The sequence below is a fragment of the Anaerostipes hominis (ex Lee et al. 2021) genome (genome assembly GCF_002270485.1).
Lineage (GTDB): Bacteria > Bacillota > Clostridia > Lachnospirales > Lachnospiraceae > Anaerostipes > Anaerostipes hominis.
On sequence record NZ_NQOG01000010.1, the window covers coordinates 57524 to 83921 of the forward strand.

A 26398-nucleotide genomic window follows, 5' to 3' on the forward strand; every position below is an offset into this window, starting at 1 on the left:
AATAGGATTGCATTTTTATAGGAACAATATTATAATGTTCTGTATACAATACTAAGTTTCAGCGGCAGGAGACAGTGAGGAGTACAGATGAAAAAGGTAGTTCTGAAAGCTTATGGAAAAGTAAATTTAGGGCTGGATGTAGTACGGCGGAGAGATGACGGGTATCATGAGGTAAGGATGATCATGCAGACAGTGGGTCTTTTTGACCGGCTGGAGCTTAAAAAGACTTCCGGTGATTCCGTCACACTTTCCGCCAATCTTAGATTTCTTCCGGTCAATGAACAGAATCTTGTCTGTCAGGCCATCGCAGCCGTAAAGAAAAAGTATTCGCTCAAAGACGGCGTGGAAGCGTATCTGGAAAAGCGTATCCCTATCGCCGCAGGCATGGCGGGCGGCAGCTCTGACTGCGCCGCAGCACTGAGAGGAATGAACCAGCTGTTTGAACTGGGACTTAAGGAAGAGGAACTGTGTGAGATCGGAGCCGGGCTGGGAGCGGATGTGCCTTATTGTGTCATAGGAGGAACTGCACTGGCCGAAGGGATCGGAGAAAAACTTACAAAGTTGCCCCCTGTGTCGGACTGCCATATACTGATTGCCAAGCCGGGGATCAGTGTATCCACGAAAACTGTGTATGAGAATCTGGACGTGCCGGGGCTTTCCTCACACCCGGACATCACAGGAATGATATCTGCCATTGAAAATCAGGATTTGAAGGGGATCACAGGAAGGATGGAAAATGTTCTTGAAACAGTCACCATACCAAGATATCCCGTGATCGATGAGATCAAAGAGTTCCTGCTTAAACAGGGAGCCGAGAATGCACTCATGAGCGGGAGCGGACCGACGGTCTTTGGAATCTTTGCTTCACAGGAAAAGGCACAGAGAGCCCTTTCCAATCTAAGATCCTTTGAAGATGTGAAGCAGGCCTATGTGGTGGCGCCGGTCAATAGAGAATCATAATTGGAGGGAACGAAAGATGAGCAGTGATAAATTAAAAGTAAATGTCAATGAATATCTGCCGCTGAGGGATGTGGTGTTCAATACACTCAGACAGGCGATCATCACCGGAGAGTTTGTGCCCGGAGAGCGTTTGATGGAGATCGCGCTGGCAAACCGTCTCGGAGTCAGCCGTACCCCGGTCAGGGAAGCCATAAGGAAGCTGGAGCTTGAGGGTCTGGTAGTCATGATCCCGAGAAAGGGCGCGGAAGTAGCCCGCATCACGGAAAAAGATTTAAGAGATGTCCTGGAAGTGAGAAGTTCTCTGGAAGAACTGGCAGCAGGACTTGCCACGGAGCGCCTGGATGAAAGTTCCAGAGAGAAGATTCAGGCAGCCCTCGACAATTTCCGGGAGGCCATCCAGACGGATGACAATCCTAAGATCGCAGACTGTGATGTGGAATTTCATGATGCCGTCTTCGAGGCGACTCAGAACAAGAGGCTGATCCAGATCATTAACAATCTGAGAGAACAGATTTACCGCTACCGTCTGGAATATGTCAAGGATACGGCATATCATGCGGTTCTTCTCAAAGAACACGAGGAACTGGTGGAAGCCATGTTCGCAGGCAACAAAGAGAGAGCGAAAGAGATCATGAAACGTCATATCGACAATCAGGAAGAGACGGTAATCAAAAAGATTCAGGAAGAAGAAAAATAGGTCCGTGGACTTTCAGACAGAACTCTGTGCGTGCGCATAGAGTTCTTTTTTTTGCTCATACTACTTTCAAAGGTGGTGTGAAAAAATGGATCGATTTCATGATAAAAATCACAAAATGAAAGGTAAAATATCAAAGGATCTGGAGCAGAATATTGCATATCTCGAAGCGGTATTTTCAGACTGCAATGATATTGTAAAAAAGAAGTTTTACGTTGGGAAGAAAAAACACACAGGAATGTATGTGATCTACACGGACGGTCTTGCCAAAGCCGACATGATCCAGGAAAATGTACTGGAACCTCTCCTCACAGACCCTCTTCACCCTCTGAAAGAGTCTGTGACCTCCTGGGTGATTGAGAGTGCAGACCGGAAAATGGTTACGACAATGGATGAAGTTGTCACGGCCGTTTTATCAGGAGATACGGTACTGTTTTTTGACGGGCTTGATCAGGGGATTTTTATATCCAGCAAGTTTTTCCCTACCAGAGGAGTGCAGGAAGCCGACAGGGAAGTAGCAATGATCGGTCCGAAGGACAGCTTTAATGAAAGTCTCAGGACCAACACGGCACTGATCCGAAGACGGGTCAGGGATACGAGAATGAAGGTTGTCCAGCTCAGGATCGGAACAAGGAGCAAAACAGATGTAGCGCTTATGTATATCGAGGATCTGGCCAAAGATGAGGTAGTAAAGGAGATAAAAAAACAGTTGGATGAACTGAATATTGACGGAATTTTTGACAGCGGAATGCTGGAACAGCTCATGGAGCAGGACAGCAAATCTCCGTTTCCCCAGTACCAGCTGACTCAGAGGCCGGACAAGGCGGCAAGCGGGCTCATGGAGGGAAGAGTTGTGCTCGTGGTGGACAATTCTCCGGAGGTCATTGTGCTGCCGGTGACGCTGAACATTTTTTTTCAGGCCAGTGATGACTACTATAATCGGTGGGAAGTAGCCACATTTGCCAGAATCCTTCGATATATTTCTTCTTTTATTGCCATCGGGCTGCCGGGATTTTATATTTCCATTGCAAATTATCATCCGGAGATTCTTCCCACACCGTTTATGCTGTCCATTGTGTCGGCCAGGGAGGGAGTGCCTTTCCCTGTCGTCGTGGAAGTTCTGCTTTTGGAACTTGCGTTTGAACTTTTAAGGGAAGCGGGTATCCGCCTTCCGGGACAGCTGGGCGGCACCATAGGCATTGTAGGAGGGCTGATCATAGGACAGGCAGCGGTGGATGCCAATATTGTCAGCACGATCGTGGTAATTGTTGTAGCCTTTACAGCCATCGCATCGTTTTCTATACCAAATGAAAGCTTTTCGGGGGTATTCCGGCTGCTGAGATTTTCTATTATGATCGTCTGTGCCATATGGGGTCTTTATGGATTCTTTCTCGGATTCCTTGCGATTGCAATCCATTTGATGAAGCTTCAGAGCTATGGAATCCCGTATCTGTTTCCGACCGTATCAGCCACGGTGGAAGAAACGGACCCCTGGGAGGATTATATGGTGCGCCTGCCTATCAGGCGTATGATTTTCAGGCCATGGTTTACAAAGGACGGGGCGAAAAAACGCCAGGGAAGGAGGAAACATCATGTGGACGGCGAATCTTGAAATTTCTAAAAAGCAGGGAAGCAGGATCTTTCTTCTGGAAACCTTCTGCGGAGTGGGCATGTTCCTTCCCCAGGCATCTGCCTTGAAATCCGGTGAAACAGGGCTTTATACGGTGCTCCTTGGGGCCCTTGCCGCGGCCTGCTATCCGTGGCTTGTACAAAAAGCAGAAGGCAGTCTGACCATGGAAGAGGTATTAAAAAAGCACCGGGTGATTTCCTTTCTCTATTATGTGAGATTTTTTATAAACGCCGCATTTTTTTATGCATATATGCTGATCTTAGCCAGGGTGTTCCTTCTGCCGTATATGAATATTTACTGGATCGGACTGCCGATCATTTTTCTGGCTTTCCGGATGAACGGGGAGGGGCTGGACGACAGAGCGAGAGTCATGGAAGGGCTGTTCTGGTTTATCCTGATCCCGTTTATTTTTATCCTTCTTCTCAGTACCACGGAATTTTCTATGAAACCCTTCCTGATCCGGAAGTTTGAACCGGAGAATCTGGCGATGGGCGGGCTGTATGTGCTCGCACTGTTTCATCCTATGGAACTGGTGTGGTTTTATCAGGGGCATATGAAGGAAAAGGGAATAAATAAGAGGACGCTGCTTGGAATTATCATTTTATCGGCAGGAGTGTTTGCCGCCACGGCGGGAAGCCTGGGTCTTCGGATGATCAGGAGAGACCCGTTTCCGGTGATCTCCATGGCCCAGAATGTAGCCATGCCGGGAGGGATCATGGCAAGGCTGGACATTTTCCTGATCGCATTCTGGATCGTTGGAGTTTTTTGTGTGCTGAGCGGATACCTGTTTTATGGAAACTGGAGTTTTGAAAACACATTTCCGGGGAAAAAGAAATGGGGCAGGTGGATTTCTTACGGCGGACTGTTTTTGACCACTGGATTTCTGATCCCTATGATCCGTCTTTGGGAAAATTATATTTCTGTGTTCCTTTTTGCAAATCTATTGCTGGGCATTTTAATTCCGGCAGTTTTGTTTTGGCTGGAACGGAGAGGAGGCACCCATGAAAAAGATCATCATTAGCCTTTTGATGGCCGCAGTCACAGCAGCGGCACTTACGGGCTGCAAAGAAGCCGGGGACATCGAGGACAGCAGCTATGTTTTGGCAATGGGCATCGAAAAGACAGAGAACGGATATCTGATCGATTATTCCTGTGCAGATTTTTCCAAGGCTCAGGACAACCAGGGAACGAACGTGCCGTCCAAGTCTGTGGTTTATTCAGGCAGGTCTTTTAATGAGACAAACCAAAGTTTTGAGCGAACCCAGCCGAAAAAATTAAACTTCGGGCATTTAAAGGTGATTGTATTTACCAACGGACAGATTGATGATACTATGATAGAGGAGCTTTTAAATCATTCGGAAATCGCAAAATCCGTACTGATTCTTAAAAGTAAAAAACAGTTAAAAGAGCTTTTTTCGATCGAGAAGGAGCTGCCTGTCTCCTTTGGTGAATACATGGCCAAAGGCATTGAAAGTTCTCCGAAAGTGAAAAAGCCCAAGGATCTGAGCCTTGGCAGGATTTACGGCAGAAAGTGAAAAAAATCAGCCTTGACTTGTATCGGATGAGATGGTAAGATGGATACATTCACACAAGATATAGTAGAATAAAAGATCATATCAAACAATATATAGTAATTTGATTGAGAAAATAGCGATGAGTCCCCTGCCTGCGGTGTCTCCTGCTTTCAGCGGGATATGCCGCAGGCAGGACGATGCTCTGGGAACAGTCAGGGAGGAGAGAGTATGATACGGGTAGTAAAAAAGGACGGAACAACAGAGGATTTTAATATTCAGAAGGTGGTGACGGCGGTAAATAAATCCGCCTACCGTGCCCTTGTGAAATTTACGGAAGATGAGCTTGATGAGATCTGCCGGTTTGTCAATGGGAGAGTGGACGAGCTTAATAAGGCGGAAGTACATATTACGGAGATGCACAATGTGGTGGAAGGGGCTCTGGAGAGGGTAAATCCCGACGTGGCCAAAAGCTACCGGGACTACCGGAATTATAAACAGGATTTTGTGGAAATGCTGGATGATGTGTATAAGAAAAGCCAGTCCATCATGTACATAGGAGACAAAGAGAACAGCAATACAGACAGCGCCCTTGTGTCAACGAAGCGGAGTCTCATCTTTAATGAGCTGAACAAGTCTCTGTATCAGAAGTTTTTTTTAACGACAGAAGAGATTCAGGCCTGCCGGGACGGGTACATTTATATTCATGATATGTCAGCCAGAAGAGATACGATGAACTGCTGTCTGTTTGATGTGGAGGCCGTGTTAAAAGGCGGCTTTGAGATGGGGAATCTCTGGTACAATGAACCAAAGACACTGGATGTGGCCTTTGACGTCATAGGAGACATCGTGCTGAGCGCGGCCAGCCAGCAGTATGGCGGATTTACGGTGCCGAATATTGAACTGATCCTGGAACCGTATGCCGAGAAGTCTTATGAAAAAGGCATTGAAAAGTATGAAGCCCTCGGCCTTTCCAGAGAGCGGGCAGAGACCGAGTCCCTCAAGGATGTGCAGAAAGAATTCTGTCAGGGATTCCAGGGGCTTGAATATAAGTTTAACAGTGTTTCTTCCAGCCGCGGAGACTATCCTTTTATCACAGTGACCGCAGGAACCGGCACAGGCCGGTTTGCAAAGATGGCAACGATTACGATGCTGGATGTCAGGAGAAGAGGACAGGGAAAAGAAGGACATAAAAAACCGGTGCTGTTTCCAAAGATCGTATTTCTCTACGATGAAAATCTCCATGGACCCGGCGGAGAACTGGAGGATGTGTTTGAAGCGGGCATCCGCTGTTCCAGCAAGACGATGTATCCCGACTGGCTGAGCCTTACAGGGGACGGATATGTCCCGGACATGTATAAAAGATATGGAAAGATCGTAAGCCCTATGGGCTGCCGAGCATTTTTATCTCCCTGGTATGAAAAGGGAGGGGCAGAGCCTCTGGACGAGCAGGACAAGCCGGTTTTTGTGGGCCGTTTTAACATCGGGGCGGTAAGTCTGCATCTGCCGATGATCTATGCAAAGGCAAAGCAGGAAAGCCGTGACTTCTATGAAGTGCTGGACTATTATCTGAATCTGATCAGGGAGCTCCACAGAAGGACCTACGATTATCTGGGAGAGATGAAGGCATCCACAAATCCTCTGGCATACTGTGAGGGAGGCTTCCTGGGAGGACATCTGGGACTTCACGACAAGATCAAGCCGCTGCTTGAGTCTGCCACAGCATCTTTTGGGATCACGGCGCTCAATGAACTTCAGCAGCTGCACAACAAAAAATCCATTGCTCAGGACGGCGCATTTGCACTGGAAGTCCTTGAGTACATCAACAGTGAGGTGACTAAGTTTAAGAAAGAAGACGGGCATTTGTATGCGATCTATGGAACACCGGCAGAAAACCTCTGCGGACTTCAGGTGAAACAGTTCAGAAAAAAGTACGGTGTGATCGAAAATGTCTCTGACCGGGAATATGTGAGCAACTCTTTTCACTGCCATGTATCCGAAGATCTGACGCCGATCGAGAAACAGAACTTAGAGGGACGTTTCTGGGAAAAATGCAACGGCGGAAAGATCCAGTACGTGAAGTATCCGATCAGCTACAATAAAGACGCTATACGGACGCTGGTAAGGCGTGCCATGGACCTGGGTTACTATGAAGGGGTGAATCTATCCCTGTCATACTGTGACGACTGCGGGCATGAGGAGCTGGAAATGGATGTGTGTCCGGTCTGCGGAAGCAGGAATCTGACCAAGATCGACCGCATGAACGGTTATCTGTCTTATTCCAGAGTCAAGGGAGACACGAGGCTCAATGACGCAAAGATGGCGGAGATCGCCGACCGGAAGTCGATGTAGAAAGGATGATATTAGCATAGAGGTGGGAAGTATGAGGTATCACAACATTACAAAGGACGATATGCTGAATGGGGACGGTTTAAGAGTTGTCTTATGGCTGTCAGGATGTACCCATCAGTGCAAAAACTGCCACAATCCGGTCACCTGGGATATCCATGGCGGATTGGAGTTTGACCGGGCGGCAAAAGAAGAACTGTTTGAAGAGCTCAGTAAAAATTATATCAGCGGTCTGACGTTAAGCGGAGGAGATCCTCTGCACCCTGAGAACCGGGAGCCGGTAGAACAGCTGGTCAAAGAGGTCAGAGAAAAGTTTCCGGAAAAGACCATATGGATGTATACCGGTTTTCTGTGGGATGAAGTCTGTACTCTGGATGCCGTAAAAAATACAGATGTTCTGGTGGACGGTCGTTTTGAGGAAGACTTAAAGGACACTGCCCTCAAATGGAGGGGAAGTTCCAACCAGAAGGTGATCGATGTGAAAAAGTCGCTGGAACAAATGAAAAAAGTGCTGTACATAAGATAAAACAAGGCTTGACGGCCTGCCTCTTCCATGATACAATGTGTAAGCTAGACTTTAGCGTTGGAAGAGGTCTTTTTTTTATGCCTTATTTTAAAAACAATGGAGGTGGAAGTTGTGCGCACAAAAATCACATTAGAATGTACAGAATGTAAGCAGCGTAATTACGATATGATGAAGGATAAGAAAACACATCCGGAACGTATGGAAACAAAGAAATACTGCAAGTTCTGTAAAAGACACACATTACACAAAGAAACTAAGTAATGCACGTTTATTTAAGGAAGTGAGAACATGAAGAATACCAGCAAATCAAGCAAAACCAGCTGGTTCAGAGAATTGAAATCAGAATTCGGAAGAATCATCTGGCCTTCTAAAGAACGCATTGCCAAAGAAACCGGCGTTGTGGTCGTGTGTGCTATTATCATTGGTATGATTATTGCTGTTCTGGATTTGGGACTTCAATATGGAATCAAGATGTTAGTAGGGTAAAGGTAAGGAGAGCATATGGCAGAAACAAATTGGTATGTAGTTCATACCTATTCCGGATATGAGAATAAAGTAAAAGCAAATATCGAAAAGACGATCGAGAACCGTAAGCTTCAAGATCAGATTTTAGAAGTCCGGGTACCGCTTCAGGACGTAACGGAACTGAAGAATGGTGTGAAAAAACAGGTTTCCAAGAAGATGTTCCCAGGATACGTGCTGATCCACATGGTGATGAACGACGATACATGGTATGTTGTCAGAAACACCAGAGGTGTGACAGGATTCGTAGGCCCTGGCTCCAAACCGGTCCCATTGACACCGGCTGAGATGAAGCCATTGGGAATCAACGTGGGCGGTACAAACGAAGAAACGCCTAAGAAGGAAAAAATTGATATTGATGTTGAAGTAGGTGATATCATTGTTGTTACTTCCGGTGCTTGGGAAGGTACGACAAGTGCAGTTACCGTAGTAAATGAGCACAAACAGACAGTGACCATCGAGGTGGAGATGTTTGGACGTGCCACATCAGTAGAGATTGATTTCTTAGATATCAAAAAAGCAGAGTAAATGACAAAACCTCTGCACGTAACAAGGTGGGAGGGATATCTCCCGTAATTACCACAATCATCAGGAGGTTAACGATTATGGCAAAGAAAGTAGAAGGATATATTAAACTTCAGATTCCGGCAGGAAAGGCAACACCAGCACCGCCGGTAGGACCTGCACTTGGTCAGCACGGTGTAAATATCGTACAGTTCACAAAGGAATTTAATGCAAAGACTGCAGATCAGGGAGACCTGCTCATTCCTGTTGTGATCACAGTATATCAGGACAGAAGTTTCAGTTTTGTGACAAAGACTCCTCCGGCAGCAGTTTTATTAAAGAAAGCCTGCAAGATCCAGTCCGGGTCCGGAGAGCCGAACAGAAAGAAAGTCGCAACAGTATCCAAAGCAGATTTACAGCAGATTGCTGAGACAAAGATGAAAGACTTAAACGCTGCATCTATCGAAGCTGCAATGAGCATGATTGCAGGAACAGCAAGAAGCATGGGAATCGAAGTGGAGGAATAGGCATTAAACACTTAATGAGGGCAAGCCAGAGGCGCAGGCCGAATTTAGTGTGAAAGCCGTTACCGAGACTCAGTGAAGGCGAGTCGAAGACGAAGCCTGAACGCTTAGTCGAGTGTAACTTCCTTAAATTTAGAAAGTGGGAGGGTTGCTCCCGATATGACCACAGGAGGTATTTTTAGAATGAAAAAAGGAAAAAGATATGCAGAGGCTGCCAAATTAGTTGACAGAACGAAACTGTACGACGTGAAGGAAGCAGTATCTGTAGTAAAAAAAGCAGCGAATGCCAAATTTGATGAGACGATCGAAGCACATCTCCGTCTCGGAGTAGACGGCCGTCAGGCAGATCAGCAGATCCGTGGAGCAGTCGTACTGCCTCATGGTACCGGTAAAAAAGTTCGTGTTCTTGTATTTGCGAAAGATGCAAAAGCAGAAGAAGCAAAGGCAGCAGGAGCAGAGTATGTAGGAGCAGAAGAACTGATTCCTAAGATCCAGAAAGAAAACTGGTTTGACTTTGACGTAGTAGTTGCAACACCGGATATGATGGGTATCGTGGGACGTTTAGGTCGTGATCTTGGACCAAAAGGATTAATGCCGAACCCGAAAGCCGGCACTGTAACAATGGACGTTACAAAAGCGATCGAAGATATCAAAGCAGGTAAGATCGAATACAGACTGGACAAGAACAATATCATTCATGTACCGGTAGGTAAGGCTTCTTTTACAGAAGAACAGTTAGCGGACAACTTCCAGACGTTAATAGATGCTATTATCAAAGCAAAACCGTCAGCAGCAAAAGGTCAGTATTTTAAGAATGTGACAATCACTTCTACAATGGGACCTGGAGTTAAAATTGACACAGGCAAGTTTGCTTAAATAAAATAGTTAAAGTTATGACAAACCCCTCTAAATTTATAGAGGGGTTTTTGAATGCAGTAAATTGTGTGCCATGCGTGCAAAAAGAGAGGAAAATATGAAGGATTTAACGGTAGGGAAACCATTTGAAGTCATCGGAAAATTTGCGCTCCCTATGATTCTCAGTATGATATTTCAGCAGGTGTACAGTGTTGTGGACAGCATTGTGGCCGGCCGGTTCATTGGAGTCAATGCACTGGGAGCAGTAGGCGCGTCTCAGCCTATTACAGTCATCTTTATTGCCATAGCCGTGGGGACCGGCATGGGAATTAATGTTGTCATATCCGGCTTTTTCGGAGCCAAAAAATATAAAAGAGTAAAAAGTTGTATTTCCACGGCGGTGATCACGATCGTGATCATGAGTGTTATTTTGACGGTGCTGGGGCTGGTGGGATGCAGGTGGATGATGAGTGCCATGTCCACCCCGTCCGATATATTTGAAGATTCGGCCCTGTATCTGAGGATTTATATCATGGGCATCTTGTTCCTGATGCTTTATAACGGGGCAAATGCAATCTTTACAGCGCTGGGTGACTCTATCACACCGCTGATCTTTTTAATCTTTTCATCGGTGCTGAACATCATTCTGGATGTGCTGTTTGTCACCACGTTTTCCATGGGTGTCGCAGGAGTTGCATGGGCTACCTTTATAGCCCAGGGTATTGCCTCTGTTCTGGCCGTGGTGACGGTATTTAAAAAGAATGCCAAAATACAGGCCGGAAACTATCAGAGATTCAGTCCTCTTCTTCTAAAAAAAATGACATGGATCGCGGTTCCAAGCATTATGCAGCAGTCTTTTGTATCGGTGGGACAGCTGTTTGTGCAGGGACGGATCAACAGCTTTGGGTCTGTGGTCGTGGCAGGCTATTCGGGAGGATTTAAAATACAGATCTTTATCCTTTCGGTACTTGGAACTATCGGCAACGCAGTTTCAAGCTTTACAGCTCAGAATGCTGGCGCCGGGAAATGGGAGAGAACAAAGGAAGGCACAAATGCCGGGATTAAAATTATTGTGGCTATGGCCGCAGTATTTTCTGTTCTCTGTCTGGTCTTCAGCCGTCAGGCAATGGGGCTGTTTCTTTCCGGAAACTCTGCAGAGGCAGTCAGGAGCATGGGAGTGGGGGTTGATTTTCTGAGGATCAATGCTCCGTTCTTTGCGCTGGTCAGTGTAAAATTTGTCTGCGACGGAATGCTCCGGGGCATGAGTGAAATGAAAGGATTTATGGCTTCCACATTTGCCGATCTGATCGCGAGGGTATCCCTTTCCTATGTGCTGTCAGTTCCGTTTGGTGCTGCAGGAATATGGGCTGCCTGGCCCATCGGATGGGTGATAGGGACCAGCGTGTCGGTGTGGTTCGGGAAACGGGCACAGAAAAAATACATATGAGCAGTAAAAAGACCGGGGACTTAATAAAATGATCAATGTGATATAATGGAAAAGAGAGAATACAGGCGATTGACTTAAGTGTGCGGGAGTAATGCTTCCGCGGAAACGTAAAGGAGGACTGGATATGATCTCAATTTATCATCAGGCAGAAGAATTAACCAGGCAAGTAATTGAAAGCTTTTATCATCAGGATTCGAATAATTTAATCCAAAAACTTCATCCGGATGTAACGTGGATCGGAGCCGCGGACGGACAGTGTATCAAAGGCTATGAACAGGTTTGTGAATACATTAAAAATTTTGATGTGCCCAGATGTGATATTCTTAAAAAAGAATTTCAGGTAGTTGCAAACAGTGATGAGATTTTTATTGTAGCAGGGTGTATGAAGGTTGCCGCTTCACAGGGAAGGGGTGAAATATTAGGTGCAGTTCAGCGCATTACTCTTATATGGAAGACAGAGGGGCAGAAGTTTAAGCTGCTTCATTTTCATGTATCAAATCCGATTGAATCCCAGAAAAATAATGAACGTTTTTCTCATTCGATGGGAACAGAGACATATGAATATGTTAAAAAACTGCTCAGCCAAAATCGGAGCCGCCTTATTGCCTACGGGAAACATGATCTGACTTATGTTATAAGGAATAAAGACATTGTATATATAGAAGCAGAAAATACAGACAGTGTGATCCATTGTCTGAACAGGGATATTCTGTCCAGGGAATCTATATCCGATCTGGAGAAAAAAGTCGGAGAAGGTTTCATAAAAACGCACAGAAGTTTTATTGTCAACAGCAGATATATTACCGGAATTAAGAGATACCAGCTGGCGATCAGCCAGGGAATTGAGCTTCCGATTCCTGAGAAAAAATACAGGGAGATCAAAGAAAAGGTTCTGCGCGCAGTGAACCAGAGACAAAACGAAATTTATATATAATATTTGGTTATTGACTTGTCCTGAGCAGTCATTGGCAGAATATGATTGAAAATACAACAAAACCCCGATATAGTAAAAGATAAGCATTGTAACAAAACTGCAGGGTCTTTGGGAAAACAGATGACATCGGAGTTTTAACAGGCATAGATACATAACGGTAATAATAAGAAGACCCTTCATTGCTGAGGGGTCTTTTTGTTTATTATTTTTCAGGAAAGACTTTGTTTTGAGACGGAGGTGATCATGTGGCAGAAGAACCGAAACTTAAGGCAGCACTCCAGACAGGAGTACATATAGCAGGAGAGCCTTTTCGGGCGTCCATTGTCTATGGTGAACACGGCCTTTGTCTGGGTGCCGGATGGGAAAATGATAATCATCACAAGCTGAGCCTGTGGGGTATCATGGACAGTCTGTCACTGGGTCTTCCCCAATTTTTGAACTGGGAAATGGAGCTTAAGAGAGCAGGAGTATTATACAGGGCGGGAAGACAGGAAATTTTAATGGAGATCAGCACTGCCGAAAACAGGAGACTTCTGTTTGCTGCCAAAATAAAAGAAGGGATTTACAGTCTCAGACTATATCCTGAAATCTCCTGCAGGCTTCGCGATCTGCCCGTGATGGGAAAATACTTGGGAGAGCAGGATTTGATCAGAGTCCGTTATATGCAGGCCGCATACCAGGAAGAGGGAGGATTCCGGGGACAGTGTCTCATAGAAGCCAGTTTTTCGGGAAACGAGTACAAATTCGGAGATGAGGACGTCAAACTTCCCCAGCAGGACATTGAGAAATCAAAGCCGCCGTCTCCGTCAGAAGAAAAGAAATCCGGCGTACACTGGATGGAACTGAACAAAAAAATCGGCCCTTGTTTTGTAAAAAGAATCGGAGGAGCGTTTCAGGACGGAGCAATCCAGGTGTGTGTGGATGCAGGAATTACGATCTCGGTCCTGACTCTTGAATTCATGGAACTTTCTCTGGGGATCAAGCCCGGACCGAAATTTGATTTTCAGTTTGGATTAAAAGGCATGGCAGTGACGGTGAAAAAACCTCCCCTGATGATCTCAGGAGGACTGTATGTGGCTGAACCCGGACGGCTCTATAACGGTGAAGTTACAGTGGCATTTGAGAAGTTCACTTTTTTAGCCCTCGGCTCTTACGGACTGACGAAAAAAACAGACAAACCTTCTTTTTTCGTATATTTGATGCTTGATTATGCGTTCGGCGGGCCGCCTTGTTTTTATATTACGGGATTATGCGCAGGTTTTGGCCTGAACCGGAAAATCAACATACCGTCTTTGTCCGGGGTCAAGGATTTTCCTTTTGTGGCAGCGGCAAGGGGCACAGGCGGGACATTAAAGCCGGGAACAGGAGCTTCCGAGGCCCTGAATACTCTGAGTGATCATATTGAACCGTGTGAGGGCATGAATTTTCTGACGGCAGGGGTCAAATTTACATCCTTCGGCATCGTAGAGTCGGTTGTGATTGTCAACGTGGAGTTCGGGACGAAATTTGAGCTTTCCCTCCTGGGGACGTCTGAGATCTCACTTCCTCCCAAGTGCAGTGATCCGGTTGTCTACGGATGCCTTAATCTGAGAGCGGTCTTCTCACCGGATGACGGAATTCTGCTGATCGAGGGGGCAATGTCAAATGACTCTTACCTGTTTTGCAGGGATGCCGGACTCACCGGAGGATTTGCTTTTTATTCCTGGCTTAAAGGAGAATATGCAGGGGATTTTGTGCTCTCTGTAGGAGGATATCATCCTCAGTTCCAGAGAAGGCATTATCCGGCGGTGGACAGGGTGGGACTGAACTGGAAGATCAGCGATCATCTGGAACTGATCGGAGAAGCTTATTTTGCGCTGACGCCAAACTGTCTGATGGCAGGGGGCAAACTGGAACTTAATTATCATACAGGAAAGCTTGCGGCCTGGTGTCATGCTTATGCGGACTTTCTGATCCGGTGGAAGCCGTTTCACTACGATATTAACATAGGAGTGAGTGTCGGCGCGTCCTACCGTCTGGACCTCTGCTTCATTCATAAGACTTTCAGGATCGAACTGGGCGCGGACCTGCACTTGTGGGGGCCTGAATTTTCCGGAACCGCACATATAAAATGGTTTATCATCTCTTTTACTATAAAGTTCAATTCGGGAAGCCAGAATCAGCCGCCAAGGCTTAACTGGAAACAGTTTTACACAGAATTTCTGCCGGATTTTGGCGGCGGCGTAAGAGGAGAAGTGTCCTCGTCCGACATCAGTGAAAAGAGCCAGGAGCCGCTGAAACTGGCAAGAATGAATCCGCAGGGAGGTTATCTTGGAGAAAGGGAGAAAGAAGGGACCAAATACCATTACATAAGTGCGAGACAGTTTCAAATGGAAATTGAGAGTGCCCTGCCGGTTGTGTCTGCACAGGTGAACAAAAAGGGTGAAAGACTTAAGAACCCGGGGTATGGGATATACCCCATGGGGCTTACGGGACTTCATGCTGCGCTGGATGTTCGTCTTTACGGATACGATGCGGATGGAAAGATGTCGGAGACAGGGGTGAATTACCGGCCCATCTATAAAAATGTCCCCAGGGCATTGTGGAATGACCGGAGACCGGATATGAACCAGGACATGATAAAGGACGCATGCATGGGACTTTCCATCTGGGGCGGCGAAAAGACCGGACACTTCATACCGCCGGATAAAGGAGGAAGTCCGGGATGGTACCGGCTGGCACAGCTCTTAAAAAATGAGGAGTACCACTGTCCGGAGCATTTTATGTGGGAGAAGACAAAAAACATAGAGGGAAAGGATTTTACGGGAGAAGAGATGGAGGATTCCATTGCGGAAAATGATAAGAGAAGAGAATGGCTCTCGGAACTGAATGAGTTTGGAGTGAGGACGGAAGACGAGATCCATATGGAGCATTTTGCAGCACATTTAAAGCAGCTCCTCTCTGCACCGGCGGAGATGAGGAGTATGGGATACCGGGGAGATAAAAAATAAGGAGGTCCGGCTATGGAAGTGAGCATGAGGTTTGCAGACGAAGATCTGCCTGAGATAAAGAGCGGGCTTTATGAGCTGGAAATAGAATTGAATACCGGGATCAGAGAAGACGGCACGGAAAAACAGAGCAAAGAGACAATTCACCTGGTCGCCGCGGCAAAAAGATTTTCGATGGACCCCGGCGAGGTGTATTCTGTTTATCCGGCGGCAGGGAGTGAAGGAGAGTTTTCAAACTGTCTTCCCCATATTGTGTTTAACCGGGGGACTCTGCCGTGGGAGTTCGGGTGCCGGGACGGAAGCCCGGGGCTGGCTGTATTCCTCTGTACGGAGGATGAGGGAGTGCAAAAGCGCACGATGAAAGTGGCAGACATTTGCTGTCCGAAAGAACCGGGTGTTTTTGTATCCGAACACCTCCGGGCGCAGAACAGCGATGCCGAAACCGGGGATGAAACATGTGAGTTTGTGGATATTCCCCTGAAATTATACCGTCGGCTGTTCACAGACTCGGAAGAGCGAAAACTCCTCACTCATGTAAGACAGGTGAAGCTTGATGACAAGGTAACAGATCCTCTGGTCAGGGACGGGACATTTTCCTGCCTGGTGTCGAAGAGGTATCCGAAGGAGCCGGAAGAAAAGGGGAAAAAGACTGCCCATAAAGCCTATGTAGTTTCCCTTAAAGAGTATGAGGGGGTCACCATTCCTGAAAATGCAGGATTTGTGCGTCTGATCTGCCTGTATGCATGGGAGTTTGTCGTCACAAAACAACCGTATGATTTCCGGGCAGCTTTGAAGAGAATCTCTCCCGGTGTGCTGAAAAGGGCGGTGAGCCCGGAAGGAAAGCAGGGGGAGCTTGTGGATATTTTAAGCAGGGGGTACTGTCCGGTGAATCACGATGTCAGGGATGGGAGCAAAACGGTTTCCTGGTATCGGGGACCCTGGATTCCATACGGAGAAAAACAGATGAAACCCAGATACCGGATATTCTCGGATCAATTTTATTTTTATGATCCCGCCTGCGGAATGATGGATGTGAGTTATGCATGTGCATGGCAGCTGGGACGGATGGTTTCCATGAATCATCTGACGGTGTGCAGGGAGCTTGTTTCATGGAGGCTGGATCACTGCTCGGAGGCGGCACAGAATTTTCAGCAGAGCCAGCTTTTTGACCGGATTCCTGCAGAGGGAAAAGATGTGGGGGAGCAGCTTATAAACGCATGTGTCCGGGCGGCCAGTCAGCTGGCAGCCGAGAAAGGGGATGAGGCCGATGGGACGGTGGATTCAGGGAAAGTGTGACCGTACCGGCTATTTTGAGGGGCTGGGCTCCGAAGGATTTCCGGAATCAGTGCTGGAACTGTTAAAAGAGGCAAGCCTGTTTTATCATGTTCCGGCGGCGTACCTGTTTCCGGTGCCGGATATGCTGAAAAAGGACAGCCTGAACTTTTTTCAGGTGGACCACAACTGGGTGCTGGCAATGCTGGATGGGATCTGCAGTGTGGGAAGGAATGCATCCATCGACTATGCCCACGACACGGAGCTGATCGTGGATATTTACCGGCAGGCTTTAAGGGAAAATGAGCAGGTGCGCCTGAAGCTCCAGGAAAGAGAATACACGGATACAGAAGAGGATGTCCCGGAAGTGATCAGCGGATTTCTGCTGAATTCCGTTTTGACAGAAAATTTCCGGGGACTGGAATTTCGGGCATATGGTCAGCGGGAGGGAGGAGAGCCCTTAAAGGCGCTTCGGATTGAAACTCTCGGGCGACAGCTTCTTCTGGGAATTTTTAAAGGAGAGATCCGCAGGCTTGAGATTGCGCAGCCCCCGGAGGGGCTCCATTTTGGATTCCATACCGAAGATGGGGTGATGAAAAAAACGGTCCGGGAGATCAACGAGGGAAAGCTGGGTGACAAACAGGCGGAGCTTGTCTGGAAATCCAAAGAAGACAGAGTGATCGATGTGAAAGCCTCGGCGGCCAAACTGAAGGAGGCAGCAGGACTTCAAAATATGACATCGGCAGAATTTGCACTGGAGATGATACAAAACGCACAGACCGGAGTGTATACAATGGGGGAGGAATTTAAATGAGAATTTCAGATGATCTTGAAGAAATGCGCCTGCTCCCAATCCATGTGGAGGCTGCTGTGTTCGGCAGCGGGAGAAATGTTTCCATGGCCAACATCAATGAAAATTATCGGAGCCTGCTGGCAGCGCCGGCGGGAGATGACATGGAGAGCAAAACATTTACGGGAAACAACAGCCCGGAGGAGCCCGGGGTACATCTGCATTTTATTCTTCCGGAGGAGTTTACCCACGGAAGCCAGCAGGAGGAAGGCGGGGATATCGTCTATCCGGACTTTCCGAACCGGTGGACTGTAACAAGGATCGCGGTTTTGGAAAGCGAAGGAAAGGAACCGGTTTTGACGAGAAAAAACTGGATTCTTGAGAGTGATCTTCTCTCAGCGTTCCCCGACAGCGACAAACAGTACACGTCCATCGGATATCATGATCCGAAAAAACCGTACCGGTTTCTGGGCAAAATGAGAGACTGCGACGGCGTGATTACTTCTCCCGGAGAACATCTTCCCCATCTTTCGGCAGTGAGTACGGGGAAGCCTCATTTCAGCGGATATTATCCGGAGTGTAAAAATGTCCTTGGCTGTTATGACAGTCTTTCTGATCTTGAGGTCAAAGAAGGGACAGAGGATTTTATAAGACTTACTTATATTGTGTGCGGCTGGACAGAGAATGAGGACCCCAAAGATCATACGGTGTGCCATGGAATTGTCACCGGAATCAAATGGACGGGTCCCTCCGGCAGCTATGAGACAGGGCTCCCAAGCGGCACCAGCATGCCCAATGTGGCGGTGGGAAATTCACTGGAAGAGGCCGCGGCAGCCCTCGGAAGCTATTATCTGAAGCAGCCGGAGATGGAAAAAGTGCTGAAGCATTTGTTTTTCGGCACCCTGTCCGAGTGGGAGAAGCTTGACGGAGCTTTGGAGGGGGAGAAGAAGATCAAACAGTACCAGTTCCTCCCCGAACCCTCCAGGGAAGAGCTTAAAATTCAGGGAAAAGAAGCCGGGTGTTTTCGGGAAAGGGAGGAAATCCTTTATGAGATTTTCCGCCGCAGAAGACATCAGGAGGAATATGAGGAACAGATTAAAGAAGAACGGCAGGAGATCTATCTGCTCTGGCGAAAATATGCGATGGACCCCAAATTTCTTGAAAAGGCAAAGAGTGGAATTTCACAGAGGATGGAAGCGGTCACTGATCTGGAAAAGAAAAGGAAACATGAGGAAGCCCTGGAGCAGGAGGCGGTCAAAAAACTCAGAGCTCTGCTTGGAGACGGGGAAGCATTGATCGAGGCACCGGGAGAGAGATACTGGAGGCCGAGAGACCTTACGTTCTTGCTGGAAGGGGCCGGCCAGAGCAGCATCTATAAGCGGCTGGAAGAGTATAAAATTGACGGTAAGATCCCCGGGCGGAACCGGAAAGATATCATTTCTGAAGTCATAGTAAAGATTTCGGGAGTTACGGAGGGAGAAAAGGTCAAAATTTCAGGTGAGCAGCTTTTAGAGGGGACGGAGCGGATCAAAGAACCGGTCATAGAGCAGCTTGTCCGGGAGGGGGCACTGACTGCCAGGGGCTGTATTTTTTATACGGCGGACAAGCTTCTGCACCGGTATAAAAAACAGAGAGATACAAGGCTGATGTCTCATGCGGTCACGGCATATGAAGACTGTCTTAATAGCAGAGAAAACCTATGCGGAGGAACAATGGCCAGTCCTATTGGAAACTATGTATGGTCTCCGGCGTGGAATCCCCTGATCCTTGAGTGGAGTATCAAGTATTATCCCGACCCGAAAATAAAAGAGGGGGCTTCGGGCTTTGAAAACTGGAGGCTAAAAGAGACGGATTTTGACTATGAAGGAGAAACGATCGGGGAGGAAGTTTTTGAGCCTTTCACCGGCAGATGTATTTTATCACCATATGGGGCTGACTATTTGTCGGGGATGTTTAAGAAATATGTGTCGGATGAGAAATACAGGGATATAGGCAATAAGATGACAGGGATGAAGATTTTGTCACAGAGCCTGGACGGTTTTCATGACAAACTGATCACCAGAAAGGAAAGTGTGGTTGTGGCTCCATGGATGAACCGGACGTTAGACCAGGAGATCACGGCCCTGACTTCCCGGGCCATTCAGGGGACAGAACTTTACGAGGACTTGAATCAGTCCAAGAGAAACCAGAGAAAGCCGACAGAGGCCTTTTATCCCATAAGGGCGGGTTTCGGAAGGATTGACCGGGTCCGTGTGATCGACAGCTTTGGAAGGGTGCTGAAGTATGATGTAGGAGACGTAATCGTGCCTGAGAACCTTCGAATGGGGCAGGATAATCCTGCACCAAGGTTTTTGCTGAGGCCGAGAATCCTGGCGCCTATGAGGCTTAGAAGCCGCTGGATTATGCAGGAGACAGGCATAGGTGATGAAATATCACCGGTTTTTGGATGGCTGTGGGTGAACCTTTTGGATTCCTGTCTGCACATCTACCATCCAGACGGCACTATGGCCGGCAGTATTCAAAATACCATGAGGATGGACGGCAGCGGCATCTTTGAAATTTCTTTGAGGAACCCGCCGGGGCAGACAGGGAAAGAAGAGGAGATCTTAGACGGGATGGGGCCCGGCCTCCGGGGATTTGCAGAAGGGCTCTTAGAAGCCGGCAGGAGAGAACCGTCCACGCTGCCGGAATTTTTAAAGGCTCTCGATGACAGTATGTGGACAAGCAGATCCGGAGGCGGTACTGCTCAGGAACAGATTCAGGCCGGCATGGGCAGGCCGCTGGCACTGGCAGGGATTGAAATTAAGGTGGAAGTGAAGGGCAGCAGCCCTGTGCCCATGATTTACGATAACAGTGAAAGGGCAGAGTCTCTGCTTGACCGGCTTCAGATACCCCTTCGCATCGGAGACGAAGTCCGCCAGACAGACGGGACTGCAGGGTTTTATCTGCACGGAGAAGGCGGGGGATTTTGCGTATTTCATCAGTGCCGGAGCGAGAAGGGAACAGAGAGCAGGACGGCATATCTGGATCAGAATACAACGCTGAACATGAAAACGGCAAAAGACGCTTTGCCCACAAGACTGACTGTTTTGTTTCATCCGGCAGGAAATATCAGTATGACAACAGGGCTGCTTCCGGTCAAAGAGATGAAACTCAGCGAAGCCTGGACAGAGCGGGCTATAGAGAATATTTATCTTACATTGTATTACGGGCCTTTCCTGACGCCGCAAAGCCAGCTTCAGATGTTTCTTCCCAAAGCTATGGAAAAAGAATGGAGCTTTTTATCCTTTGAAAAACCGGGAATAAAAAATGAGGAACGGGACATCAAACCTCCGTGGATGGACATGGACCAGGAAGAAGAATGGAAACAGATCAAAGAAGGCTGGCTGCTGCTTAAGGCCGGTGCGAAAGAAATGGGGTGACTGTGATGGAAGGAACATTTACGTTTGAGACTGTGGGAGGAAATAAACTGATCGTCTCTGACAGTCAGGCGTCTCCTGCCAAAAATAAACTGGAGATCAAGGTTACGTATGATCAGAATGAGGAACCGCTGATCAGCCAGATCGAGTATGCATTTCCGGCGGGAACGAAAGGCAAAGATTTTGCGGAACTAAAGAATCTCAGACAAATAGAATTCAAGATAGATGACTGGACTGTGGTTGATGTTTCAAAAGAAGAATTTATGGAACTGAAAAGTCAGAAGAAAGAAAAGCGGAGTGGAAATGCCGGGTGGTATGCGTGCAGGTTTGAGGAGGAAGAAGAATTTATCTATGCTTTAACACCGGGCGAAGCGTGGTCTATGAAGGATCAACAGATTATGGATCTGATGATGGAAAACGTGGTGACCACTGCCGCGGAAGGTGCTTCTGTTATCCGGTGCACTGTCGGGATTCTTGCAGAAGATCCGCAGGAATATGGGTTGGAGATTAAAAAAGAACGGGATCACACAGTGAAGGTCCAGGATTTTTATCCCGAGTCGGGGTGTGCTTTATCCGGAGAACAAGTCAGGCTTAACTGGTTTGCCCAAAACGCCCAAAAGCTGTTTCTTTTCTCCGGAGGAGTAAAGAAAGAGATCGACCCGTCAAAGAGCAGCGAGGTGGTCACTGTTTTAAATACGGCTGAATATACGCTGGAAGCAGTCAACGGTGAGAAGAAGGATTCTAGAAAAACTTTGATCCAGGTACTGCCGCTCTGCCTGAGACAGTTTTGGGCCGACTATGAGGAAGAAAAGATCAAGTGGGACGTATGCTGCGGGAAACATATTAAAATAAACGATATTTCCACAAGCTTTTCTTCCGGGTCGGCAAATCTCAGCGATTATACGCCGGGTCTCCCTGTTGTTCTGACCGCAGAGGGGAAAAATACGTCTGTGGAGAGTGCAGTGTACTATGGAACAGAAGATGAGAGAATTGATATCGTACATTTTCAGAAAACAATTACATTTTATAAAGGCTTTCAGATTTTGGACGTCCTGTGGAAACTTTATGAGCTGAAAAGCAAAAATACTGCAAAATCCATCCGCATTGTCTATCAGGATCGTGAGCGGAATGAACTTTACGACATAAAGGGAGGTGAGAATCTGGGAACGGAGGGAAGCTGGCAGCAGATATTGACGGGAACAGAGGCAACAAGGGCAGGAGAGAATATTTTGGTGACGATGTATGTGGAAAGATATGATGACGGAGCACACAAAGGTTATCAGATTACAATTTAGAAAAAGGGGAATGCCATGGAAATTAAGTCATTTAAAATAAACGGGACCGACCCGGAGCAGACATACGAGGCAGCCGCAGGAGAACTTCTGAAGCTTATGTGGGATTGTCCGGACTGTGATTTTTGTATGATCTATCCGTACAACTGGAAAGTCGACAGAAACGGAGAACTGGAAGTCTATATTTATGAAACAATGACCGTAATCCTCAGAGCAGTCAAGGGCAGGGAGAGTGTACAAAAAGAGATTACAGCAAAAATCAGCGGGGGAGAAGATGTAAAGGAGATTTCTGTATCCCCTGCGGGTCCTGTCAGTGCCGGTGAGGAGACCAAATTTGATTTTGAGCTGGGAAAAACTGATTTTGGGTATTTAGATCATGGAATCGGCAGAGTCGAGGGGAACTCAGGAAGTTATGTTTTAAAGAACCAATACACCGTATATAGATATGACATTCTGGCTGCCGGCGGAGAAACCGGATATAAAGAAAAGACGGTAAAGGCGGGAAGATCGGACGCACTGGAAATCCAGAGGCTTAAATATGTGATGATGAAGAATGGGAATGAGCAAAGGTATGAGCTCTCGTGGAGGATTGTGAACAATGACGGAAAGGACGTGATCATCGAGGCGTCGGATCACAAGAGCACATTTGCAAAGAGTGCTTCCGGACATGCGTCCTTTACCCGGACAGGCGGGGACACCGTGACGCTTTCTATCCGGTGTGATGCAGGAGAAAAGGGGAAAATTGAATTTGCGGATATTTATCCGTTTGAACTGAAATAAGGAGGTTACTATGGCATACGAAAGTATTACGATCGGTACGGAACAGGAAATAAAAGAAGTATATCTGTTTCTCGTCAATGAAGATGGTTCGCCGGCTGAGTTGGACCAGGACAGCAAGGCCATTGCTTCTATTTGGGAAGGGGAGGAGAAGCTTGCTGATGTGACTGCAGACACAAGAATTACCATTCCAGGATTCGGGACGTGTTTTCAGCTGGAGCTTGCCACCACGCCCGCAGGAAACCATGAAGCGGACCGATGGAGAAAAAGAAAAGAAGCGATTAAGCTTTTTGTCAGGGAATTTGTGCCCATGCAGAAACAGACAAAAAACCCTGCGGACGCTGACCTTACAGTAGCAGGGAAACATTATATTGCCGGTGAATTCTCGACAGAGGTTCAGGGAGAAAGATTGGAGACGTATAAGATAAAAGGAAAACCCGGAGACCGCAGAAAATTTTATTTTTTCCGGAATGAGTACCACTCCGTTATCAGATGTGCCAATCAGATGACGATTGGAATCGGAAGAGATGATCTTACCGGCGAGTTTTTACAGAAAGCACTTTGGGACCGGCGAAAATGGGATATGCCATGGATGAAAGATCTGTCGGAAGAACTGGCCGATCCGCTTGGGGCTGTCAATCCCACGGCGGAGCAGAAATTTATGTACAGTTACGTTGGATCAATCTTCGACTGGTCCGTAAAACTTTATGTCAGGCAGCATCCAAATCATACACATTTTACAGACTTTGACAGAAACCATGCAGAAGAAAAAAATATGTGGGGTGTGCTTCCCAGGTCACCGGTATATAAGCTGGTGGATTATTTAAAAATTAACGAAAAAAGTGTTTTTAACTTTTTGAAAAGCAGGAAATTTAATGACGGAAACAGTCCCGAAAAAATGGCAGAGAATCAAATCTATTCAGAACTCTCAGAAGAATTCTGGAATCTTTATGACAGCGGAGACGGGTTTACTGCGGACTCTTTGCTCCGGGCCGGAGTAATCTCCAATACGGGCAATCAGTATCTGTTTGAATTTCGTACAGTCAGGACCAAAATTGAAAATATTTATGAGGACAGCAGCCAGTATATTTACAGAGGATAATAAAAGTCAAAATTCATTGAAAGTTAAGAAAGGGGGATATTATGCGGGAAATACAGACGGAACTTTTTAAGGGCAAAGAAAAAGAGATACTCGTCAGTATCTTCGGAGGAGAGCAGAAATTAAAAGAGGAATACCCGGCATTGTATGAAGACATGGTAACGGCACAAAAGCAGGCCGGGAACCGGAATGAAGAGGGAAGGGCAAGTACACAGAACGCCGATTTTGATGGATGGGAGGAATTTGAAAAATTAAGGCTGTTTTATGATTCAAAGGCAAAAATACTCACGGTAAAAGGAAAGATCCATAAATCAGGCGGTCCCAATTATTTGATTGCAAGGCTGAAAATTTGGAATGAGCAGGGGAAAACATGGACTTTTTCTTATGCAGTAACGCAGTGCAGTTTCCTTATGATTGAGGAGAAGATAAGGATGGAACGGGAGGAACTGTCCGGAATACAGGCAGAAATCAATTATATGTTAAGGGTTCCCGCCCTCTGGAAGCCGGTTAAGGCAGGAAATCTGAGGGGAACCGCGGTCATCGGTGCGGGCCTGGATATTATCGGAAAGGGCCAGATTCTTCATCCGGTGTCCAAAGCCGGAAGGTCCAAGATCAACATTGTTTATTTCCGCACAGATGCCATGGGTACATCGGACTACTTTTATGCGAATCCCGAGAGACGGAACAATAATTTTTGTGTTTATCTGCCGATTGCCATTCAGTTTGAGATGGACGCAGGAAAGCAGGCGGCTCAAAATCCCAGGGTGCAGGGAGATATTTATATTTATAGCACCAGACATTCCACGGTGCAGTTTCAAAACTTTCAGCAGATTAAATTAATCCCTGCATCTCAGTGGAGCAATATGCCGCCGTTTTATCCTTTGATATCACAGAGATTTACAAAGGGATACCTGTTAGTTCTGCCTCAGGCGTGGAACAGCTTTATCAGCCAGGGCGGCGTGGCAGGGGAAGATGACTTTTATTTATCCATGTATATAGAGTTCTCGTGTACAGATGGGCTTCGATATTCTCTGCAGATGGACAGTCAGCTGGTCCCAAAAAAATATGAGGGAGGCAATCTTGTGGAGATCCCCTGTATGCATCTGCTCTGGGGATGCCTTGAAAAAGGAGCTGTGATCAAAACAAGGGGTCGGGGCAGTATTCCGGTGTGTGATGTAAAGATTGGGAATTACGTGGCTTCCGCCAAGGGAACCTATGAAAAGGTCATCAATATTTATACGGGAAATGAAGAAATCCTGAAATATATAAAGGCCGGAGGAAAAACCATCATGATGACAATGGACCATCCGGTCATGACAAAGGAAGGATGGAAACAGGCAAGAGAGGTCACTGCGTCAGATCAGATCTGCATGGATGGAGAACTGTACAGTCCGGTGGATGAGGTTTATGATGAGCCTTATTATGACCGGGTGTATTCTCTGGAACTGGAACAGGGAGAAGGATTTTTTGCCAATGGTTTTTATGTGGGAGACTTTGGAAAGCAAAACAGTATGGAGAAGCCGGAACCGAAGCTGCCGCAGGATATCCTGAATGATTTAGAGAAGTTTAAAAATTTTTCATAAAAGAGAAAGGAGAAACATTATGCCAGATCCAAAAGAACCAAGCGAAGTAGTGCCAAAGGAACCGGAAATAGTTCTGGAAGGAGGGACGGGAACAGATGTCGCGATCCCTGTACGCATCAATGCGGGAGTGAAATTTACGCTGCTGAAAAATCATTTTGTGGCTGCGCTCGAAAAGGACGGGGACGTCATGATGCTCCTGCTGGCACCGACGGATTCTGCCGGACAGGAGGGAATGACCATACAGGAGATGGTGGAGGAAGTCAAGCAACTAATGGGAGCCAAAGAAGGAGACAAAGAAGTTGCGGATATGGAGACTCAGCTGAACAGTACAGTGAGCAGTATGAGTGATCCTAAGAAAGCAGGCAGCGGTTTTGATCCTATGTCAATCCGTATCTATGTACAGCAGGCGTTTCTCTATTACCGTTCTGCTAAAAAGGAGGATGGAACAAAAGAAAAAGAGCTGGAATATGCCTTCAGTCTGAAAGCCGATACTTCAAAGCTTCTTGGAAACATGGACCTGTTCACTCTCGACGAAATCTATTTTTCAGTGTGGAAAACAAACCGTAAAAAGGTCACAGACACTATGAATATGTTTATGATCGAAGACTTTTTGAAAGAGACGGCACAGGCCTGAAGCAGTTTGAAAATTATAAATAAACAGGAGAACATTCCCGGGGGGCAGGAGCCTCCGGGAATGTCTTGTGTTGAGATATATTTTGAAGA

The 26398-nt window shown here is 46.9% G+C and carries 23 protein-coding genes; all 23 read left to right on the forward strand.

Features of this window, described 5'->3' with window-relative positions; translation table 11 throughout:
• Nucleotides 1-87: 87 nt before the first annotated feature.
• Entirely contained in the window at nt 88-960 is an 873-nt protein-coding gene (ispE, locus tag CI597_RS10580; protein WP_024729116.1) for a 4-(cytidine 5'-diphospho)-2-C-methyl-D-erythritol kinase, read from the forward strand.
• 16 nt (nt 961-976) lie between these two features.
• Nucleotides 977-1657, forward strand: a complete 681-nt coding sequence (locus CI597_RS10585) for a GntR family transcriptional regulator (RefSeq protein WP_024729117.1) — start codon at nt 977-979, stop codon at nt 1655-1657.
• An 85-nt stretch (nt 1658-1742) separates the two neighbouring features.
• Complete coding sequence (locus CI597_RS10590) at nt 1743-3266, forward strand: spore germination protein (RefSeq protein ID WP_024729118.1); 1524 nt, start codon at nt 1743-1745, stop codon at nt 3264-3266.
• A complete protein-coding gene (locus CI597_RS10595; RefSeq protein ID WP_024729119.1) occupies nt 3247-4305 on the forward strand; it encodes a GerAB/ArcD/ProY family transporter in 1059 nt (352 codons plus the stop codon). Before CI597_RS10590 ends, CI597_RS10595 begins: the two co-directional genes overlap by 20 nt.
• Nucleotides 4286-4819, forward strand: a complete 534-nt coding sequence (locus CI597_RS10600; RefSeq protein WP_024729120.1) for a hypothetical protein — start codon at nt 4286-4288, stop codon at nt 4817-4819. The genes CI597_RS10595 and CI597_RS10600 overlap by 20 nt, the downstream gene beginning before the upstream one ends.
• A 207-nt stretch (nt 4820-5026) precedes the next feature.
• On the forward strand, nt 5027-7147 hold the full coding sequence (gene nrdD / locus CI597_RS10605; RefSeq protein WP_024729121.1) for an anaerobic ribonucleoside-triphosphate reductase: 2121 nt from the start codon (nt 5027-5029) through the stop codon (nt 7145-7147).
• 31 nt (nt 7148-7178) lie between these two features.
• A complete protein-coding gene (nrdG, locus tag CI597_RS10610; RefSeq protein WP_024729122.1) occupies nt 7179-7670 on the forward strand; it encodes an anaerobic ribonucleoside-triphosphate reductase activating protein in 492 nt (163 codons plus the stop codon).
• A 96-nt stretch (nt 7671-7766) separates the two neighbouring features.
• On the forward strand, nt 7767-7931 hold the full coding sequence (gene rpmG / locus CI597_RS10615; protein ID WP_207727542.1) for a 50S ribosomal protein L33: 165 nt from the start codon (nt 7767-7769) through the stop codon (nt 7929-7931).
• A gap of 27 nt (nt 7932-7958) precedes the next feature.
• Nucleotides 7959-8156, forward strand: a complete 198-nt coding sequence (gene secE, locus CI597_RS10620; RefSeq protein ID WP_024729123.1) for a preprotein translocase subunit SecE — start codon at nt 7959-7961, stop codon at nt 8154-8156.
• Between the two features lie 15 nt (nt 8157-8171).
• A complete protein-coding gene (nusG, locus tag CI597_RS10625; protein ID WP_024729124.1) occupies nt 8172-8720 on the forward strand; it encodes a transcription termination/antitermination protein NusG in 549 nt (182 codons plus the stop codon).
• 77 nt (nt 8721-8797) lie between these two features.
• Nucleotides 8798-9223, forward strand: coding sequence for a 50S ribosomal protein L11 (rplK, locus tag CI597_RS10630; RefSeq protein ID WP_006568184.1), 426 nt, complete (start codon nt 8798-8800; stop codon nt 9221-9223).
• A gap of 180 nt (nt 9224-9403) precedes the next feature.
• Nucleotides 9404-10096 carry a 50S ribosomal protein L1 gene (rplA, locus tag CI597_RS10635; RefSeq protein WP_024729125.1) on the forward strand — a complete coding sequence of 231 codons (693 nt, stop codon included), beginning with the start codon at nt 9404-9406 and terminating at the stop codon, nt 10094-10096.
• A gap of 73 nt (nt 10097-10169) precedes the next feature.
• Complete coding sequence (locus CI597_RS10640; protein WP_034550583.1) at nt 10170-11522, forward strand: MATE family efflux transporter; 1353 nt, start codon at nt 10170-10172, stop codon at nt 11520-11522.
• A 124-nt stretch (nt 11523-11646) separates the two neighbouring features.
• A complete protein-coding gene (locus CI597_RS10645) occupies nt 11647-12456 on the forward strand; it encodes a LytTR family transcriptional regulator (RefSeq protein WP_024729127.1) in 810 nt (269 codons plus the stop codon).
• 245 nt (nt 12457-12701) lie between these two features.
• On the forward strand, nt 12702-15446 hold the full coding sequence (locus tag CI597_RS10650) for a DUF6603 domain-containing protein (protein ID WP_024729128.1): 2745 nt from the start codon (nt 12702-12704) through the stop codon (nt 15444-15446).
• 12 nt (nt 15447-15458) lie between these two features.
• On the forward strand, nt 15459-16739 hold the full coding sequence (locus CI597_RS10655; protein WP_024729129.1) for a hypothetical protein: 1281 nt from the start codon (nt 15459-15461) through the stop codon (nt 16737-16739).
• Nucleotides 16711-17529, forward strand: coding sequence for a hypothetical protein (locus CI597_RS10660; protein WP_024729130.1), 819 nt, complete (start codon nt 16711-16713; stop codon nt 17527-17529). Before CI597_RS10655 ends, CI597_RS10660 begins: the two co-directional genes overlap by 29 nt.
• Complete coding sequence (locus CI597_RS10665; RefSeq protein ID WP_024729131.1) at nt 17526-20927, forward strand: hypothetical protein; 3402 nt, start codon at nt 17526-17528, stop codon at nt 20925-20927. The genes CI597_RS10660 and CI597_RS10665 overlap by 4 nt, the downstream gene beginning before the upstream one ends.
• A gap of 5 nt (nt 20928-20932) precedes the next feature.
• Nucleotides 20933-22219 (forward strand): hypothetical protein, encoded by a 1287-nt coding sequence (locus tag CI597_RS10670; protein WP_207727540.1) that lies wholly within the window; start codon nt 20933-20935, stop codon nt 22217-22219.
• A gap of 15 nt (nt 22220-22234) precedes the next feature.
• Nucleotides 22235-22996: a hypothetical protein gene (locus tag CI597_RS10675; RefSeq protein WP_024729133.1), complete on the forward strand. Its 762-nt coding sequence runs from the start codon at nt 22235-22237 to the stop codon at nt 22994-22996.
• 10 nt (nt 22997-23006) lie between these two features.
• The gene (locus tag CI597_RS10680) at nt 23007-24095 is read left to right on the forward strand and encodes a hypothetical protein (protein ID WP_024729134.1); all 1089 of its coding nucleotides are present in this window, start codon (nt 23007-23009) and stop codon (nt 24093-24095) included.
• 41 nt (nt 24096-24136) lie between these two features.
• Nucleotides 24137-25675: a Hint domain-containing protein gene (locus CI597_RS10685; protein ID WP_095142944.1), complete on the forward strand. Its 1539-nt coding sequence runs from the start codon at nt 24137-24139 to the stop codon at nt 25673-25675.
• A 19-nt stretch (nt 25676-25694) separates the two neighbouring features.
• Nucleotides 25695-26309, forward strand: a complete 615-nt coding sequence (locus CI597_RS10690; RefSeq protein WP_024729135.1) for a hypothetical protein — start codon at nt 25695-25697, stop codon at nt 26307-26309.
• The last annotated feature ends 89 nt before the right edge of the window (nt 26310-26398 follow it).

What these genes read in the sequence shown, in the direction of transcription:
- ispE (WP_024729116.1), top strand. Translation starts at nt 88, where the DNA reads ATGAAAAAGGTAGTTCTGAAAGCTTATGGAAAAGTAAATTTAGGGCTG.
- CI597_RS10585 (WP_024729117.1), top strand. Translation starts at nt 977, where the DNA reads ATGAGCAGTGATAAATTAAAAGTAAATGTCAATGAATATCTGCCGCTG.
- CI597_RS10590 (WP_024729118.1), top strand. Translation starts at nt 1,743, where the DNA reads ATGGATCGATTTCATGATAAAAATCACAAAATGAAAGGTAAAATATCA.
- CI597_RS10595 (WP_024729119.1), top strand. Translation starts at nt 3,247, where the DNA reads ATGTGGACGGCGAATCTTGAAATTTCTAAAAAGCAGGGAAGCAGGATC.
- CI597_RS10600 (WP_024729120.1), top strand. Translation starts at nt 4,286, where the DNA reads ATGAAAAAGATCATCATTAGCCTTTTGATGGCCGCAGTCACAGCAGCG.
- nrdD (WP_024729121.1), top strand. Translation starts at nt 5,027, where the DNA reads ATGATACGGGTAGTAAAAAAGGACGGAACAACAGAGGATTTTAATATT.
- nrdG (WP_024729122.1), top strand. Translation starts at nt 7,179, where the DNA reads ATGAGGTATCACAACATTACAAAGGACGATATGCTGAATGGGGACGGT.
- rpmG (WP_207727542.1), top strand. Translation starts at nt 7,767, where the DNA reads ATGGAGGTGGAAGTTGTGCGCACAAAAATCACATTAGAATGTACAGAA.
- secE (WP_024729123.1), top strand. Translation starts at nt 7,959, where the DNA reads ATGAAGAATACCAGCAAATCAAGCAAAACCAGCTGGTTCAGAGAATTG.
- nusG (WP_024729124.1), top strand. Translation starts at nt 8,172, where the DNA reads ATGGCAGAAACAAATTGGTATGTAGTTCATACCTATTCCGGATATGAG.
- rplK (WP_006568184.1), top strand. Translation starts at nt 8,798, where the DNA reads ATGGCAAAGAAAGTAGAAGGATATATTAAACTTCAGATTCCGGCAGGA.
- rplA (WP_024729125.1), top strand. Translation starts at nt 9,404, where the DNA reads ATGAAAAAAGGAAAAAGATATGCAGAGGCTGCCAAATTAGTTGACAGA.
- CI597_RS10640 (WP_034550583.1), top strand. Translation starts at nt 10,170, where the DNA reads ATGCGTGCAAAAAGAGAGGAAAATATGAAGGATTTAACGGTAGGGAAA.
- CI597_RS10645 (WP_024729127.1), top strand. Translation starts at nt 11,647, where the DNA reads ATGATCTCAATTTATCATCAGGCAGAAGAATTAACCAGGCAAGTAATT.
- CI597_RS10655 (WP_024729129.1), top strand. Translation starts at nt 15,459, where the DNA reads ATGGAAGTGAGCATGAGGTTTGCAGACGAAGATCTGCCTGAGATAAAG.
- CI597_RS10660 (WP_024729130.1), top strand. Translation starts at nt 16,711, where the DNA reads ATGGGACGGTGGATTCAGGGAAAGTGTGACCGTACCGGCTATTTTGAG.
- CI597_RS10665 (WP_024729131.1), top strand. Translation starts at nt 17,526, where the DNA reads ATGAGAATTTCAGATGATCTTGAAGAAATGCGCCTGCTCCCAATCCAT.
- CI597_RS10670 (WP_207727540.1), top strand. Translation starts at nt 20,933, where the DNA reads ATGGAAGGAACATTTACGTTTGAGACTGTGGGAGGAAATAAACTGATC.
- CI597_RS10675 (WP_024729133.1), top strand. Translation starts at nt 22,235, where the DNA reads ATGGAAATTAAGTCATTTAAAATAAACGGGACCGACCCGGAGCAGACA.
- CI597_RS10680 (WP_024729134.1), top strand. Translation starts at nt 23,007, where the DNA reads ATGGCATACGAAAGTATTACGATCGGTACGGAACAGGAAATAAAAGAA.
- CI597_RS10685 (WP_095142944.1), top strand. Translation starts at nt 24,137, where the DNA reads ATGCGGGAAATACAGACGGAACTTTTTAAGGGCAAAGAAAAAGAGATA.
- CI597_RS10690 (WP_024729135.1), top strand. Translation starts at nt 25,695, where the DNA reads ATGCCAGATCCAAAAGAACCAAGCGAAGTAGTGCCAAAGGAACCGGAA.